The sequence below is a fragment of the Halomonas sp. NO4 genome (assembly GCF_010994375.1).
In the GTDB taxonomy this organism is placed as follows: domain Bacteria; phylum Pseudomonadota; class Gammaproteobacteria; order Pseudomonadales; family Halomonadaceae; genus Halomonas.
The window spans coordinates 88978-103777 of the sequence record NZ_WHMA01000001.1 but is presented as its reverse complement, the minus strand read 5'-3'; the positions used below and the strand labels follow the sequence as shown (position 1 = coordinate 103777).

Annotated in this window: 12 protein-coding genes; 2 read left to right on the top strand and 10 right to left on the bottom strand. The window is 69.7% G+C overall.

Features of this window, described 5'->3' with window-relative positions:
• Position 1: 1 nt before the first annotated feature.
• The 5 genes from FEF15_RS00470 to galU form a co-directional block, all read right to left on the bottom strand.
• The gene (locus FEF15_RS00470; protein WP_163557125.1) at positions 2 to 4021 is read right to left on the bottom strand and encodes a translocation/assembly module TamB domain-containing protein; all 4020 of its coding nucleotides are present in this window, start codon (positions 4019 to 4021) and stop codon (positions 2 to 4) included.
• Positions 4021 to 5895, bottom strand: coding sequence for an autotransporter assembly complex family protein (locus FEF15_RS00465; protein WP_346427850.1), 1875 nt, complete (start codon positions 5893 to 5895; stop codon positions 4021 to 4023). Before FEF15_RS00465 ends, FEF15_RS00470 begins: the two co-directional genes overlap by 1 nt.
• Before the next feature lie 56 nt (positions 5896 to 5951).
• On the bottom strand, positions 5952 to 6806 hold the full coding sequence (locus FEF15_RS00460; protein WP_163557124.1) for a hypothetical protein: 855 nt from the start codon (positions 6804 to 6806) through the stop codon (positions 5952 to 5954).
• Positions 6807 to 6890: 84 nt separating this feature from the next.
• Positions 6891 to 8192: a UDP-glucose/GDP-mannose dehydrogenase family protein gene (locus FEF15_RS00455; protein WP_163557123.1), complete on the bottom strand. Its 1302-nt coding sequence runs from the start codon at positions 8190 to 8192 to the stop codon at positions 6891 to 6893.
• A gap of 5 nt (positions 8193 to 8197) precedes the next feature.
• Positions 8198 to 9088, bottom strand: coding sequence for a UTP--glucose-1-phosphate uridylyltransferase GalU (galU, locus tag FEF15_RS00450; RefSeq protein ID WP_163557122.1), 891 nt, complete (start codon positions 9086 to 9088; stop codon positions 8198 to 8200).
• 154 nt (positions 9089 to 9242) lie between these two features.
• Between galU and ubiG the strand changes: the two genes are divergently transcribed.
• Both ubiG and FEF15_RS00440 read left to right on the top strand, forming a co-directional pair.
• Entirely contained in the window at positions 9243 to 9965 is a 723-nt protein-coding gene (gene ubiG, locus FEF15_RS00445) for a bifunctional 2-polyprenyl-6-hydroxyphenol methylase/3-demethylubiquinol 3-O-methyltransferase UbiG (RefSeq protein ID WP_163557121.1), read from the top strand.
• Entirely contained in the window at positions 9962 to 10624 is a 663-nt protein-coding gene (locus tag FEF15_RS00440; RefSeq protein WP_163557120.1) for an HAD-IA family hydrolase, read from the top strand. The genes ubiG and FEF15_RS00440 overlap by 4 nt, the downstream gene beginning before the upstream one ends.
• 147 nt (positions 10625 to 10771) lie before the next feature.
• On the opposite strand, the gene FEF15_RS00435 is transcribed toward FEF15_RS00440, so the two are convergent.
• The 5 genes from FEF15_RS00435 to tolA form a co-directional block, all read right to left on the bottom strand.
• Positions 10772 to 11530, bottom strand: a complete 759-nt coding sequence (locus FEF15_RS00435) for a YciK family oxidoreductase (protein WP_163557119.1) — start codon at positions 11528 to 11530, stop codon at positions 10772 to 10774.
• A gap of 27 nt (positions 11531 to 11557) precedes the next feature.
• Positions 11558 to 12328 carry a tol-pal system protein YbgF gene (ybgF, locus tag FEF15_RS00430; protein ID WP_163557118.1) on the bottom strand — a complete coding sequence of 257 codons (771 nt, stop codon included), beginning with the start codon at positions 12326 to 12328 and terminating at the stop codon, positions 11558 to 11560.
• Positions 12329 to 12361: 33 nt separating this feature from the next.
• Entirely contained in the window at positions 12362 to 12904 is a 543-nt protein-coding gene (pal, locus tag FEF15_RS00425; RefSeq protein ID WP_163557117.1) for a peptidoglycan-associated lipoprotein Pal, read from the bottom strand.
• 24 nt (positions 12905 to 12928) lie between these two features.
• Positions 12929 to 14218, bottom strand: coding sequence for a Tol-Pal system beta propeller repeat protein TolB (tolB, locus tag FEF15_RS00420; RefSeq protein ID WP_163557116.1), 1290 nt, complete (start codon positions 14216 to 14218; stop codon positions 12929 to 12931).
• Positions 14218 to 14800, bottom strand: a 583-nt coding sequence (gene tolA / locus FEF15_RS19340) for a cell envelope integrity protein TolA (RefSeq protein ID WP_240454026.1), incomplete at its 5' end; no start/stop codon positions are given. The genes tolA and tolB, both read right to left, overlap by 1 nt.

The window sequence follows — 14800 nt, the reverse complement described above, 5'->3', positions numbered from 1 at the left end:
TTCAGCGCGACGAGTCGATCTCCGGCGGGTTGCCCGGTCGGCTGAAGGTGTACACCAGGTCGACCGCCTGCGCGGCTCCGGAAACCGCCTCCAGGTAGAGATTTCGCCACAGGGTGTAGCGCAGGGCCAGCTCGGCGATCGGCGAGAAGATCCCCACCCCGTAGCTGACGCGCAAGTCCTCGGTGAGATAGCCGCTGACCACCACCTGGCTGTCCTCGCCGCCGCCGGCGGTCTCGAGGCTGAGGTCGCCGATGCCGAAAGCCTGACCGATGGCGCCCACCGCGCCCCCGGTCTGCCCCACCGTCAGGCCGACCAGCGCCGAGGTCAGGGCCCCATCGGTGTCGCTGTCGCTGGGCGCTCGCCCGCGCAGAAGGTAGGAGAGCGCCCGCGCCTCGTCCATCGCCGGCTCGGCGAAGATGGTCAGGTTGGGCGCGGCGGCAAACCCCTCGACGCGCAAGCCGGCGACCACGCCATCCTCGGTGACCTCGGGATTGCGGATCGCCTCGAAGTCGAGCAGCGGCTGATCGGGCGGCCCGCTGAACAGCAGCGCGCCCTGGCGGATGAGCAGGTCCTGACCGAAGGCGCGGAAACGCCCGTCGGTCAGGTTGACGTCGCCGAAGAGTTGCACCGGGCCGTTCTGCTGGCGCACCTCGAGGGTGCCATCCAGGCCGGAGCTGAGCCCGTAGGCCTCGAGCTCCATGTCGGGGCCGAGGCGCAGGTCGATCTGGACGTCCACCGCCATGCCCGCCTCGTTGAGCGCTGCGGCGGTGGTGGCGTCGGCGCCATCCGCCGCCTGTGCTGCCTCGCGGCGGCGGGCGTCTTCACGCTCGGTGATGATCACCTCGTCGGGGCTGGGGCTCACCGCGGCCTCGGGCCGCTGGCCGACCTCGAGTCGCGCCCAGGGCACCTGCACCTGGCCGCGTACCTGCAGCAGTCCCGGGTCGATGCGCACGCGCATGTCCGGGGCCACGCGCAACCGACCAAACGCTGGCAGAGCAACCAGCAGGGGCTCCGCGGTGCCGTCGAGGGCGATGTCCAGCTCCCAGTCATCGGGGGCCGGCCAGGCGGCATCGCCGCCGATGGCCAGCCGCCCCTCCTCGGCGGCCAGGAAACCGTCGATGCGCGCATTGTCCCCGGCGAAATCGACCCGCAGCTCGCCGTCCCGCACCACCACCGGGACGTCGGCGCCGCTCACCTGCAACCCGGCCAGCGACACCTGGCCATCGAGGCTCGGCGCTTCCCGGTTCCCGGCGATCGTCACGTCGCCCTCCAGCGTTCCCTCCAGGGTCTCGAGGCCCACCACCAGGGTACGATAGCGCGACAGCTGGAGGTCATCGAGGCGCAGCTCGCCCTCCAGGCGCCCTGCCTCCAGCGGCTCGGCAATCGCCAGGGTCAGCGCCACGCGGCCCGATTCGGCCAGGCCCAGGGTCAGGTCCAGGTCGGCGCGATCCGCGGTTGCCTCCAGGGTGGCGTCGAGGCGCGAGGCGGGCAGCTCCCAGGGCTGGCCGTAGGCGTCCTCCCCGGTCACCGCGACACGGCTCGCCAGCTCGGCAGTGGCCTGCCAGTCGGCGCCGCCGCCTTGCCACTCGGCCATCAGGGTCAGGCCGCTCTCGCCTTCCACCTGCCAGGTCTCGGGCAGCCAGGTCTCGATCAGGCCCATGGGCAGCTCACGCAACGACAGCGCCGCCCGGCCCTGCTCGGCACTGGCGGTCATGGCCTCGTCGAGGCACAACTGCCCGCCCTGGTCGCGGCGCAGGCAGAAGGGCTGCACCTGGCCCTGCGCTTGCGGCAGGTTGATCTCGAAGGCCAGGGCCTCTGCCAGGGCCAGGTCGCCGTAGTCGCTGGCGACGTTCAGCGGATCGAGCGTGCCGCGGTAGCGCTGGCGATCCTCCGAGAGCCCGCCCGCCAGGCGCAGGGCGGCGGTACTCACCGGCAGCCCCTCGCCGCCGCTGACGTCGAGCGTCAGGCGATGGTCGGAGAGGCGACCCGCCAGCTCGAGGCGCAGCGACTCCAGCCGCTGACCGCCGGCAGCCACGCCACCGACGTCGAGGGCAAGGTCGAAGGCGGGGTCGTCGATGCCGCTGGCCTCCCCCGCCAGCCGCAGCGTCGTCACGCGATTCTCGGCGAAGGCGAGCCCCTCACCGTCCAGGGCCAGCTCAATTTGTGGCGACTCGAGGCTCCCCGAGGTGGTGAACTCGCCGCGCAGCGAGCCGCCCAGGGCCTCGTGCAGGGAGGCCAGCGCCGGCATGGCGATCTCGCCGCTCAGGTCGAGGGCCGTCTCGGCCACCTCGCCACTGGCAGTCAGGCGGTTGTCGCCCTGGCGGAAATCGAAGCGCTCGATCTGCCAACGCATGTCGCTGTCGCCGGAGAGCCTTGTCTGGAGCGACAGTGGCCGCTCGGCCAGCTCGCCCTCGATGGCCACCTCGGGTATCGACACCCGCCAGCCCGCCGCCGTCTGGCGAAAGCTCAGTTGGAGATCCCCGCTCAGCTGTCCCTGCACGGCCTCGGTGAAGCGCCCCGGGTCGATGTTGTCGAGGCGCAATCCGGCCTCGACCGCCAGGCCGTCGTCCCAGGCGACCTGGCCCCGACTCACTGCGGAGGCGCGCCCCAGAGTGAGCGACAGCGGCGTCCAGGCAAAGTGCGTGCGGTCACCGCTGCCCGAGAGTGCCACCCGGGTACGCGGGATCTGCGGCCCCTCGAGCTGGGTCGACAGTGACGCGCGGTAGTCGGTGAGGTTGCCCTCCAGGCGCAGCGCCAAGTCCTCGGCCAGATAGGGCTCGGCGCCGGCGGGTTCTGCCGCCTCCTCACTATCTGGGGTGACGGCGGAGGGGGACGGAAGCGGCCACTGCAGCAGCGGGCTGTCCAGCGAGGCGGTGAACGGCAGGGTCGGGTCCAGGGCATCGAGGCGGGCTTGCAGGTCGGCCTGGACGGGGCCGCGGGCGCGGAGCTGGGCCTCGAGCGCGGCCAGGCTGCCCTGCAGGTCGAGCGTCAGGCGTTCGCCGGCCAGCGCCGGGAAGCGTTCGGGCAACCACAGGGCGCTCTCCAGGCGCGCCTCGAGCGGATAGTCGTCGCGCAGCTCCACGCGGGCCGAGAGCCGTGCATCCACATCCCGGCTCGCCACTTCGAGGGGCGCCACCTCCAGGGTATGGTCGCTTGCCGAGAGCGTCAGGGCGAGACGCCGCACCTGGTAGTCGATGGGCCCCGTGAGGAGGATGTCCTCGACCACCAGTTCGGGCACCGAGATGTCCAGCGGAAAGGCAATGCTGGGCAGGGTCAGACGCTCCCGCTCCGCTGGTGGCGTGTCCGCAAGGCCCTCGAGTTCGGCGGCGGCCCCCGCCGGCAGCGGCGACTGGGCGGCTACGGTCGCGTCGATGGCTTCGGCGGTTAGACGGGGCCCCTCGTGTTCCGCCTGGCTGAGGGCCAGGCGCGCGCCGGCCGACAGCGGCAGGGCCAGGTGGAGCCCCGTCAGTCGCGTCGGCGACAGCGTCAGCGAGGAGGCCTCGGCCTCGGCCCCGGAAGTGAAGTCGTCGAAGTGCAGCTGGGTGCCGTCGGCGAGCCGGACAGACACATCGACGAGGCTGAGCTCGCGCAGCACCACGGGCAGCGGCAGTCGGATCTCGCCGGGCGCCTCGCCGGTGGGCTCGGGGCTGTCCGCCGCTTCTGCCTCGCTGCGACTCAGCCGTACCTGAGCCCCTTGGGCAGCGAGCCGGTCGAGGCATAGCCGCCCGCGCAGCAGGCAGTCCTCGGCCCAGGCCAGCTCGAACCGGTCGACAGCCACAGACGCCGGCCCTGCCTCGACACGCAGGCCATGCAGCACCAGGCGGTCGAGTGGCGCCCCCTCGGCGGCCTCGAGCTGGTAATAGCCGCGCTTGGCGCCCTCTTCCAGCAACAGCCCCGTGCCCCAGGGCGACAGGGCGAGGCCCAGCACCAGGAGCACGAGGCCCAGGCACCACAGCGGAAGGGCGATCGCCAGGCCCAGCAGGGCACGAATCAGGGCACGACTTCTCGCAAAACGACGCATCAGAATTCCGGACCTATGGCGAAGTGCAGGCGCCACGCATCCTCCTCGTCGTCGAAGGGGTGGGCGATGTCGACGCGGATCGGCCCCACCGGGGAGACCCAACGCACGCCGAGGCCGGCGCCGGTGTTGAGGGTCTCGGGCCACCAGTCGTCGAAGGCGTCGCCGGTATCGACGAAGGCCGCCGCCCACCAGTCACCGGTAACTCGCCGCTGGTACTCCAGGCTGGTCGTGAGCAGCTGCTCGCCGCCGCGCAACTCGCCCTCGGCGTTGCGCGGCGCCAGGCTCTCGTAGGCGTAGCCGCGCACGCTGCGGTCACCGCCAGTGAAAAAGCGCAGCGACGGTGGTATCTGCGAGAAGTCATCGGTCTGGATGGCCCCCATTCCGACACGGCCGACGAAACGGTTGTCGTCACCCAGCATACGGATCCACTCGGTGTCGCCGGTGAGACGCAGGAAATCCGCATCGGAACCCCACAGGGAGCTGGAGTACTCGATACCGAATCGCTGCCGGTCGCCCCAGGTGGGAAAGCGGGGGTTTCGGGTTCGGGTGCGCGACCAGCTGATGCCGGGGTAGTAGATGAGGACGCTGTCGGCCTCCCCCCCCTGGGTGAAGTCCTCGAAGGTGGCGCGCACAAAGAGCGTCTGCACCCAGCGATTCTCGAACTCCCAGCGCCGCGCGAACTCCACGGTGCTCTCGAGGGTCCGCGTGTCCTCGTTGTCGAGGTGGCGCAGGCCGTATTGCAGGCGGTACTGGTCGCGCAGGGGGTTATCCAGCGGCATCAGATAGGTTCCGGTGAAACGCTGTTCCGGCGCCGAGAGATAGAGGTCGTGATCGAGACTGTGCCCCAGCCGATTGATCCACGGCTGGTGCCAGGAGAAGCGCAGCCGTGGCCCCACGTCGGTGGCATAACCCACGCCGACCTCGAACTGGTGACGGTCGGCCGGCGTCACTACCACGTCGATGGGCATCTCGGGGGTTGCCGAGGCCGTCAGGCTGGTCACGGCCTCCAGGGCCGAGGCGGCGACGCGCGGCTCGAGGGAGGCCTCGCGCTCGCGATCCAGCCCCCCTTCCCCTTCGGTGGCCACGACCCGCCACCAGCCGAGCGTGGCGGGCGGGAGGGCGAGTTCGCGCTCGTCGTCCAGGCGGGGGCGCACGCTGATCGAGTCGAACCAGCCGGCCTGGCCCAGGCGCTGGGAGTAGACGGCCACGTCACCGGCGCGGTAGGGGTCGCCGGCACGAAAGGGGGCCATGCGCCGCAGCCGTGCCGGTTCGATGTGGCTGCCCCGTATAGCGACGTTGCCGAAGCGATAGCGGGGGCCGCTGTCGAGCGTCAGGTAGAGGCGCGCACTCTGGGCAAAGGGGCGCACTTCCATGCGCCGCTCGACGAAGCGCCAGTCGAAGTAGCCGCGCTCCAGGGAGAGACCCGCCAGGCGGCTGCGCATGCGATCCCAGGGGGCGTGGGCCAGGGGATCGCCCTCCGTAAGGGGGAAGTCGTCGAACACCTCGCGAAACGGCGGATCGTTCGCGGCGTCCCCGCTGAGGTTCAGCTCCAGCGTCTCGATGCGCACCTGGGGGCCGGGCTCGATGGTGAGCGCCACCTCGCGAGGCGGGTCGCTCTCCTCGAGCCGCGGCTCGATGGTGGGCTCATAGTAGCCATACACGCGCAGCGCCTCGCGGATTCGCCGCCGGATCTCGCCCACCAGCCGCTCGCGGCCATACTGCTCGGCCTCCAGGTCGCTCAGGTAGTAGCGCACGTTGTCCGCCGCTTCACCCTCGATCCCGTCGATGCGAGCCTCGAGGGCCGCTGCCCCCTGGGCCAGGCCCAGGCCCACGATCATGGCCCCCAGGCAGGCGATCACGCGTTTTACCATCATCTCGGATTCCCCGGCTGACTCCATCGGCGGGACGACCGGCGACCGGCCATGCAAGGTTACTGCCGCAGGGTTTCCAGCTCGGCGTTCAACGCCACCTGCGAACGACGCAGTTCGCGCAGCTCGGATTCGGCGGAGGCGAGACTCTCCTGCAGGTCAGCCAGTGCCGCGGCGTCGTCCTCTCGATTCTCGGCAAGCCCCGCGAGGCGCTCCTCGACGCCGGCGAACCGCTCGCTGAGTGTCTCGAGACGTTCCCGCGTCTCATCATCCCGCGACTCGAGGGTGTCCAGCGTCGCCTCGCGCTCGGCCAGCCGTGCCGCCTGCGCCTCGATCTGCTCGTCACGCCGCTCCCCCGCCGTTGCCAGCGTCTCGAGCCGTGTCGCCAGCACCTGGCGCCCCTCCTCGCCAGCGCGCTCGAGGGCATTCAGGGAGGCTCGCAGGGCGGCCATCAGCGCATCGCGGGTGGCTGCCTCCTGGTCGAGGGTATCGAGACGGCCGCCCAGGTCATCGAGGCGCGTCTCGAGCGCCGCGAGGCGTTCGGCGTCACCGCCGGCGCGCTGCTCGAGTTCGATCTCGAGTCCGGTGGTGCGCGCCTCGAGGGCGTCATTGCGCCCTTCCAGGGTGTCGAGTCGGGTTTCCAGATGCTCCAGCCAGTCGCCGCGGCCCTCCTGGGCATCGAAGCGGGCATGAACGTTGGACATCTCGCCGGCGAGGCGCTCCCAACGGGCATCGAGGCGCACCCGCTCCTGCCAACCGAACCAGGCCAGGGCACCGAGGCCCGCGATCAGCAGCAGCAACAGCAGATAGACCGGCCATAGCCGGGGCGCGGGTGCGGAAACACGACGGGCGCGCGACACGCTGGCCTCCGGGTCCGGTACGATGGGACGTCGCTCGGGGGGACGCGCTTCGGGCATGGCTAACTCCTTGTCACCGGGAACGACGGATGCCCGTCCATTGTACGCGGGGGGTTCGGCCTCGCGCACGCGGCCCTGTCAACGTCACGAACGCTGTTCGTCCGGATCGGCACGGCGGCCGATGCCGCGGTAGGTCAACCCCCAGCCCGCCACGTGCCGGGGGTCATAGATGTTGCGTCCGTCGAGCAGCAAGCGCTCGTTGAGCAGCCCCGCCAGGCGTCCCCAGTCCGGGTTCCAGTAGTGCTTCCACTCGGTGACCAGCATCAGGGCATCGGCGCCCTCGCAGGTCCGATAGGGGTCGCCGTCGAAAAGCGTCAGGCGCGGATGCTCTCCGAGCTCCGCACGCATTGCCGGCGTGGCGGCCGGGTCGTGGAGGCGCACATCGACGCCCTGGGCCCAGAGGGCGTGGAGCAGCGGGAGCACCGGGGAATGGTCGATACGTGCCGAGCCGGGCTTGAAGGCGGCGCCCCAGATCGCCAGGGTGCGGCCCTCCAGGCGACCGTGGAAGTGGGTCCACAGCTTGCGAAAGAGTGTCTCCTTCTTCTGCTCGTTGATGTCGAGCACCTGCTCGAGCAGCGCCGAGTGACGGCCGCTCGCCTCCTGCACGTCGGCCAGGCGCATCAGGTCGCGGGAGAAGTTGGGGCCGCCGAAGCCGCAGCCCGGGTAGAGGTACTCGTAGCCGATCCGCGAGTCGGCGCCCATGCCCTGGCGCACGTACTCGACGTCCACGCCCAGGGTGTCGGCGAGGCCCGCGATCTCGTTCATGTAGCTGATGCGGGTCGCCAGCATGCCAATGGTGGCGAGCTTGGTGAGCTCGGCGGCTCGCCGCGGCATGCGCTGGAAGACGTCGCGCCGACGGTTGAAGGCACGCAGCAGCTCGCGAACCTGGGATTCGGCCCAGTTGTCGTCACAGCCGAGCAGCCAGCGTCCGGGCCGGGTGAAGCTCTCCCAGGCACGCCCCTCCTCGAGGGTATCGACCAGGGCCACGGCGCGCGCCGCCTCGCCGAGGTTGCCTTCCAGCCGCTCGGTCTCGCCCACGGGAAAGGTGGAGTTGTTGACCAGCAGCAGCGGCCGGGAGCGGTCGCGCGTCACTTCGGCTACCAGCCCATCGGCATCGCCGCGCTGCTCGGGCGACAAGGCCAGCCACAGCACGTCGGCGGCACCCGGCTCGCGGGGCTCGCTGCCATCCACCGTGAGGGCGCCCTGCTCGCGCCCCTCTGCCAGGCGAGCCCGCAATTCCGGCTCCCGCGCGAGCCAGTCGGCGTGTTGCAGGGCCGACCAGGGCATGCTCTGGTGGGGCACCCAGTGCACTCGATGTCCGACCCAGGAGAGGGCTGCCGCCGCCGTGGCGGCGGCCAGCTCGCTACCGCGAATCTCGATGCGCATGGCGGTCACTCCGACCGCGCGTGGCGGGTGATCAGCTCGCGGAAGTCGGCACCGATCTCGGGGTGGCGACTGCCGTAGGCAAGGGTCGCCTCGAGGTAGCCCAGGGGGTTGCCGCAGTCGAAGGTCTGGCCGCGCATGCGCCAGGCGTCCACGCCGTCAGCGGCGCGGAGGGTGTCGATGGCATCGGTCAACTGGATCTCGTTGCCGGCTCCCGGCGGCGTCTCGGCCAGCAGCGGGAAGATGTGCCCGGGCAGCACGTAGCGGCCGATCACGGCCAGGTTGGAGGGCGCCGCCTCGCGCGCGGGCTTCTCGACCATTCCGGCCAGCGGTGCCGACTCTCCGGCCGCGGGCACCGCCTGCTCGGGCGCCACGATGCCGTACTGGTGAACGCGCTCCCAGGGCACCTCCTCGACCATCAGCTGGCTGAGCCCGGTGGCGTCGAAGGCGGCGATCATGCCCGCCAGGTCGTTGTGGGCAAGGCCGTAGTCGTCGACCAGAACGTCCGGCAGCAGCACGGCGAAGGGTTCGTCGTCACCGATCACCGGCCGGGCACAGAGCACCGCATGGCCAAGGCCCAGCGGCTCGGGCTGGCGAACGCTGATGATGTTGACGTCCTTGGGTACGATGCCGCGCACCGCCTCGAGCAGATCGTGCTTGCCCTTGGCCTCGAGGGTTGCTTCCAGCTCGAAATGCTTGTCGAAATGGTTCTCGATGGCGCTCTTGCTGGAGTGGGTGACAAGCACGATGTCGCGGATCCCGGCGGCGACGGCCTCCTCCACCACGTACTGGATGACGGGGCGGTCGACGATGGTGATCATCTCCTTGGGTATCGCCTTGGAAGCCGGCAAGCAGCGCGTACCCAAGCCGGCAACGGGAAGTACAGCCTTGCGAATCATGGAATCGTCCTTGTCGGGGGATCTCAAGGGGCGCGACCGCGCATTCGCGATCGGATCATGGGAATGCCGCGTCCGCTACGGGTACAATGCCGCCATGATACCGAAGGAGACGGCCGATGCTAATGGCGGTCGACCCATCACATGGAGAGCTCCCATGAGCGCTAGCGCCCCGCATTCCAACGTTGACCCCTCGGAGGTCGCCAAGTTCGAGTCCCTGGCCAGTCGCTGGTGGGACCCGGAGAGCGAATTCAAGCCGCTGCACGACATCAACCCCTTGCGCCTCGACTTCATCGATGCGCGCTGCGGCCTGGCCGGGCGCCGGGTCGTCGACGTGGGCTGCGGCGGCGGGCTGCTGGCCGAGGCCATGGCCCACCGCGGTGCCCGGGTAACCGGTATCGACATGGGCGAGGCCCCGCTCGGCGTGGCCCGCCTGCACGCTCAGGAGAGCGGCATCGAGGTCGACTACCGGCAGTCCAGCGCCGAGGCGATGGCCGAGGCGCACCCCGGCGAGTACGACGTGGTCACCTGCCTCGAGATGCTCGAGCACGTCCCCGACCCGGGCTCGGTCATTCGCGCCTGCGCGACCCTGGTCAAGCCGGGCGGCCACGTCTTCTTCTCCACGATCAACCGCAACCCCAAGGCCTACGCCCTGGCCATCCTGGGTGCCGAGTACCTGCTACGCATGCTGCCCCGCGGCACCCACGACTACGCCAGATTCATCCGCCCCTCGGAGCTGGCCGGCTGGTGTCGCGAGGCGGGACTCGAGGTACGCGAACAGAACGGGCTGGTCTACAACCCCCTGACCCATCGCTACCGGCTGTCGGCCAGCGACGTCTCGGTCAACTACCTGATGCATTGCCGACGGGAGCAGCCGTGATCCCGCACCCCGACGCCCTGCTCTTCGATCTCGATGGCACCCTGGTTGACACGGCGCCCGACCTGGCGCGCGCCACCAATGCCCTGCGCAGCCATCACGGCCTGGCTCCCCTGCCCTACTCCGAGATCCGCGCTCAGGTCTCCAACGGCGGCAGCGCCCTGGTGACCCTGGCGCTGGGCCTGGAGAAGGCGGCCGATGGCCATGACGCGGCCCGCGTCTTCCTGCTCGCTGCCTACGGCGAGGCCGTCGCCGTGGAGAGCCGGGTCTTCCCGCCGCTCGCCCAACTGCTGAGCGGATGGGAGGCAGCCGAACGCCCCTGGGGCATCGTCACCAACAAGCCTCGCGCCTATGCCGCTCCGCTGGTCGATGCCCTGGGGCTGAAGCCGGGGGTGCTGGTGTGTGCCGACGACCTGCCGGTGCGCAAGCCCGACCCGGCGCCGCTGCGACACGCCGCCGAGCGGCTTGGCCTGCCGGCCGAGCGCTGCTGGTACATCGGCGACCATCGCCGTGACATGGAGGCGGCGCGCCACGCCGGCATGGTCGGCGTGGCGGTGGGCTACGGCTACATCGAGGAAGGCGAGGACTACCATGATTGGCCCGCCGACCGCTGGTACGCCACCGGCGAGGCCCTGGTTGCCGCCCTGTTAGAAGACGCTTGACCTTCTTTAGGAAACAGAAAGTTAGCGCAAATCGGCGAGCGGGATGTAGCGCAAGGCGCCCGGAGCACAGCATCCTGAGCGTATGGAGTTATACGTGAGGAATGCGAGCATCCGGGCAACGCAGCGATTCGCACGCGCAGCCATTTGTTACCTAGGAGGCTGGGCGTCGAAGCGCTCGCCATTATGCCCCCGACTGTCGGGGCCCATCAGCCACAGGTAGGTCGGCAGGATCTCCTCGGGCGTGCGTAGCGTTTCCGGGTCTTCGCCGGGGTAGGCGGTGGCGCGCATGCGGGTGCGGGTGGCACCCGGATTGAGGCTGTTGACGCGGATATTGCCCAGGTGCTCCACCTCGTCGGCGAGCACCTCTATGAAGCCCTCGGTGGCGAACTTGGAGACGCTGTAGGCGCCCCAGTAAGCACGCCCCTTCCGCCCCACGCCGGAGGAGGTGAACACCACCGAGGCGTCCGGCGAGGTCTCCAGCAGGGGCAGCAGCGCCTGGGTCATCCAGATCGGTCCGTTGATGTTGACCTGCATCACCTGCTCCCACAGCGCCGGGTTGTACTGCGCGAAAGGCGTGATATTGCCCAGCAGGCCCGCGTTGTGCAGCAACCCGTCGAGGCGGCCGAACTCCTTGTCCAGGGTCTCGGCCATGTCGTGGTAGTCCTTGAGGGTGGCGCCCTCGAAGTTGAGGGGGAAGATCGCCGGCTGGGGCAGCCCCTCGGCTTCGATCTCGTCGTAGACCGTCTCCAGCTTGGAGAGCGTACGCCCCAACAGGACCACGGTGGCGCCGTGGCGCGCGAACGCCAGGGCGGCGGCGCGGCCGATACCGTCACCCGCCCCGGTAACCAGAATGATCCGTTCCTTGAGCAGGCCGGCCGGCGCCTGGTAGTCGATCTTGCAGTTCATGGCAGCTCCTTCTCGCGGGGACGGGCATCACAGCGACTGGCGCAGGAAATCCGTGGCAAGGCCGGCGGCACTGGTGTCGGGGTAATCGTCGCGGACCCGCTCGAGCAGCTCCCGGCTCGCTTCCGGCTCGCCCTGGCGCGCCTTGACCAGGCCCAGCTTGTAGAGCGCGTCGGGCAGCTTGCTGCTGTCGGGAAAGTCGTCGATCACCCGCCGGAAGGCGGCTTCCGCCTCGGCCAGGTTGGCCTCTGCCGAGTGCAGCTCCCCCAGCCAGTAGTAGCCGTTGGCGGTCAAGCTGCTGTCCGGGTGCTCGGCCACGAAACCTTCGAAGGCGCGGATCGCCTCCGCGAACTCGCGCGACTGCACGTGGGCGAAGGCGGCCTGGTAGGCGGCCTGGGTATCGGCGCTGGTACCGCTCGGCGACGGCGTTTCGGCGACTTGGCGCGCCGTCGCGTCATCGACCTCGGGGCTCGCTTCGATACCCGCACTCCCGGCCATCAGCCGCTCGTCGAGATCCAGGTACTGCTGCCGCGTCTGGCGACGCAGCTGCTCGAGCTGGTGGCGCAGTTCCTCGACCTGGCCACGCAGCTGGCGCAGCTGCTCCTCGTGCTGCTGCACTTGGTTGAAGATCACCAGGCTACCGCCGGCTTCCTCGCGGACCTCCGTCTGGTCGAGGAATGAGCGAGGCTGGTCGCGCAGGTCCTCCACCACCGGCCCCTGCTGGGCCATCACCGGCAACCATACGGACAGCGGGAGCAACAGGGCTCCCGCGCCGCACAGTCGTTTCAGACCGTGTTTCATGCATGACTCCATCGACGCTGGGCGCCGTAGCGATCAGTAGGCGAAGAGGACACGACGATTCTCGGCGTAGGCCTCGTCGTCGTGGCCGCCCACGGCCGGGCGCTCCTCGCCATAGCTGACCACCTCGACCTGCGACGGCGAGACGCCCTGCACCTCCAGGAAACGCCGCACGGCGCGCGCGCGACGCTCACCCAGCGCCATGTTGTACTCGCGGGTGCCGCGCTCGTCGGTATGCCCCTGGAGCACCACCTCGGCGCCGCCGTTGCCGCGCAGGTAGCGCGCATGGGCGGTGAGCACCGACTCGAACTCGGACTTGATGGTATCGCTGTCGAAGTCGAAGTAGATGGTGCGCACTTCGGGAATACGGCCGTCGGCTTGCTGGCCCACGCGCTCGCCATCGGTGCCGATACCGCTGCTGCTGACCTGGCCGGTCCCGGCGGTGCCGGTGCCTGTGCCTGTGCCGCTACGGCTGCCGTCCATGGTGCCGTCCTGGGTACCACCGGTGCTGGAGCAACCGGCAATGAGCGCCAGTGAGAAGGCAATGGCCAGGGTTCTGGCATGTGACTTGAGTTGCATCGTCAAAACTCCTTGAGTGGCCTATCAATTCAGAAACGGTGACCAGGCAGGCTCCCGCACATCACCCTGGGCCGAGGGCAGGCGGTAGGACGCACGCCCATCGGCGGACACGGCGCTCAACACCCCGCTGTCTCCCTGCCGGGTGGCGAAGATTACCATGGTCCCGTTGGGGGCAACACTGGGCGATTCATCCCAGCGCGTCTCGCTCAGGGTGACCAGGCGCCCCGACTCGAGATCCTGCCGCGCGACCTGGTAGCCGCTGCTGCTGCGGTGGATCAGGAAGATCGCCTCGCCGTCGGGGGCAAAGCGCCCGCGGGCGTTGTAGTTGCCGGTGAAGGTGAGGCGCTCCTGCTCGCCACTGGCCAGGTCGTGACGATAGATCTGCGGACCGCCGCTGCGATCGGAAGTGAACAGCAGGCTCCGCCCGTCCGGGGCCCAGTCCGGCTCGGTATCGATGCTGGAACTGTTGGTGATGCGCTCGACGCTGCGGTCGGCGATGGTCATCACGTAGATCTCCGGCTGGCCGTCCCGGGACAGCGACATGGCCAGGCGGCGCCCGTCCGGCGACCAGGCCGGTGCGCTGTTGAGGCCGTCGAAGGAGGAGACGCGGACGCGCTGGCCGGTTGCCAGATCCTGGACGTAGATGGCCGGCCGCTCCGTCTCGAAGGAGACATACGCCAGTTTCTGGCCATCGGGCGACCAGGCCGGCGAGAGGATGGGCAGGCGCGACTCCAGAACCTGCTGGCTGTTGTGGCCGTCGGCATCGGCCACATAGAGGCCGAACTGCTGATCGTCGCTCACTCCCTGGGCCGTGATGTAGGCGATGCGCGTGGAGAAGGCACCGCGAATGCCAGTGATCTCCTCGAACACCTGGTCGCTGATGAAGTGCGCGCCGCCACGCAGTTCGTTGCCCCCTGCGGTGACCGTCTCGCCGAGCAGGCGCCGTCCACCACTGACGTCCAGCAGCTCGTAGCGGATGCGGTAGCCGTCGTCAGCGCGACTCACTTCCCCCACGACCAGGTAGCGCACGTCCAGCGCCCGCCACTCGCCGTAGCGGACCCCATCGCTGCGTGAGGGGCGTTCGAACATGGCATCCCGGGCCAGGGGCGCGAAGAAGCCACTGCGCTCCAGGTCGTCGCTGACAATCTGGGCCACGTCCTCGGGCGGGGCCTCCCCCTCTGCGGCGAAGGGCACCACGGCAATGGGTGTTGCCTCGTCGCTGCCGCGGGTGATCTCGATGGTGAGGTCGGCCTGGGCCAGGGTGGCGAAACACAGCAGCACGGCACCCAGCCAGGCAGTCATCAGGGCTTTCATCAGCGGATATCCCCCGGTGTGAATCTCAGGTTGAACTCTCGGAAGCTGCGTTGCGCGTTGGCGGGCAGCTGGCGCAGCTCGTTGAAGGGCGCGGCGGCTTCCACGGCCTGTATCGCCGAGCGGTCGAAGGCGTTGTCACCGCTACCTTGGGTAATGGTAGCCGCGAACAGTTCACCCGAAGGCCCCAGACGAACCTGCACGATGGCCGTCAGGCCGTTGCCGGCGCCGGGCGGGATCACCCAGGCCTGCTCCACCGCCCGCCGTACCAGGTTGATGAAGCTGTTGGCCGCTTCACTGGCCTGATTGGCATTGGCCACCGCATCGGACTCGCCCTCGATGGCGCGGTCGAGCCCCTGGCTGGCCGCTTCGGCGGCCTGGCTCTGGCGCTCGGCTTCTTCCTCGCGGCGGCGTTGCTCCTCGGCCTGGCGCTGGCGTTCGGCTTCTTCCTCGCGGCGGCGTTGCTCCTCGGCCTGGCGCTGGCGCTCGGCTTCTTCCTCGCGGCGGCGTTGCTCCTCGGCCTGGCGCTGGCGTTCGGCTTCTTCCTCGCGGCGGCGTTGCTCCTCGGCCTGACGCTGGCGCTCA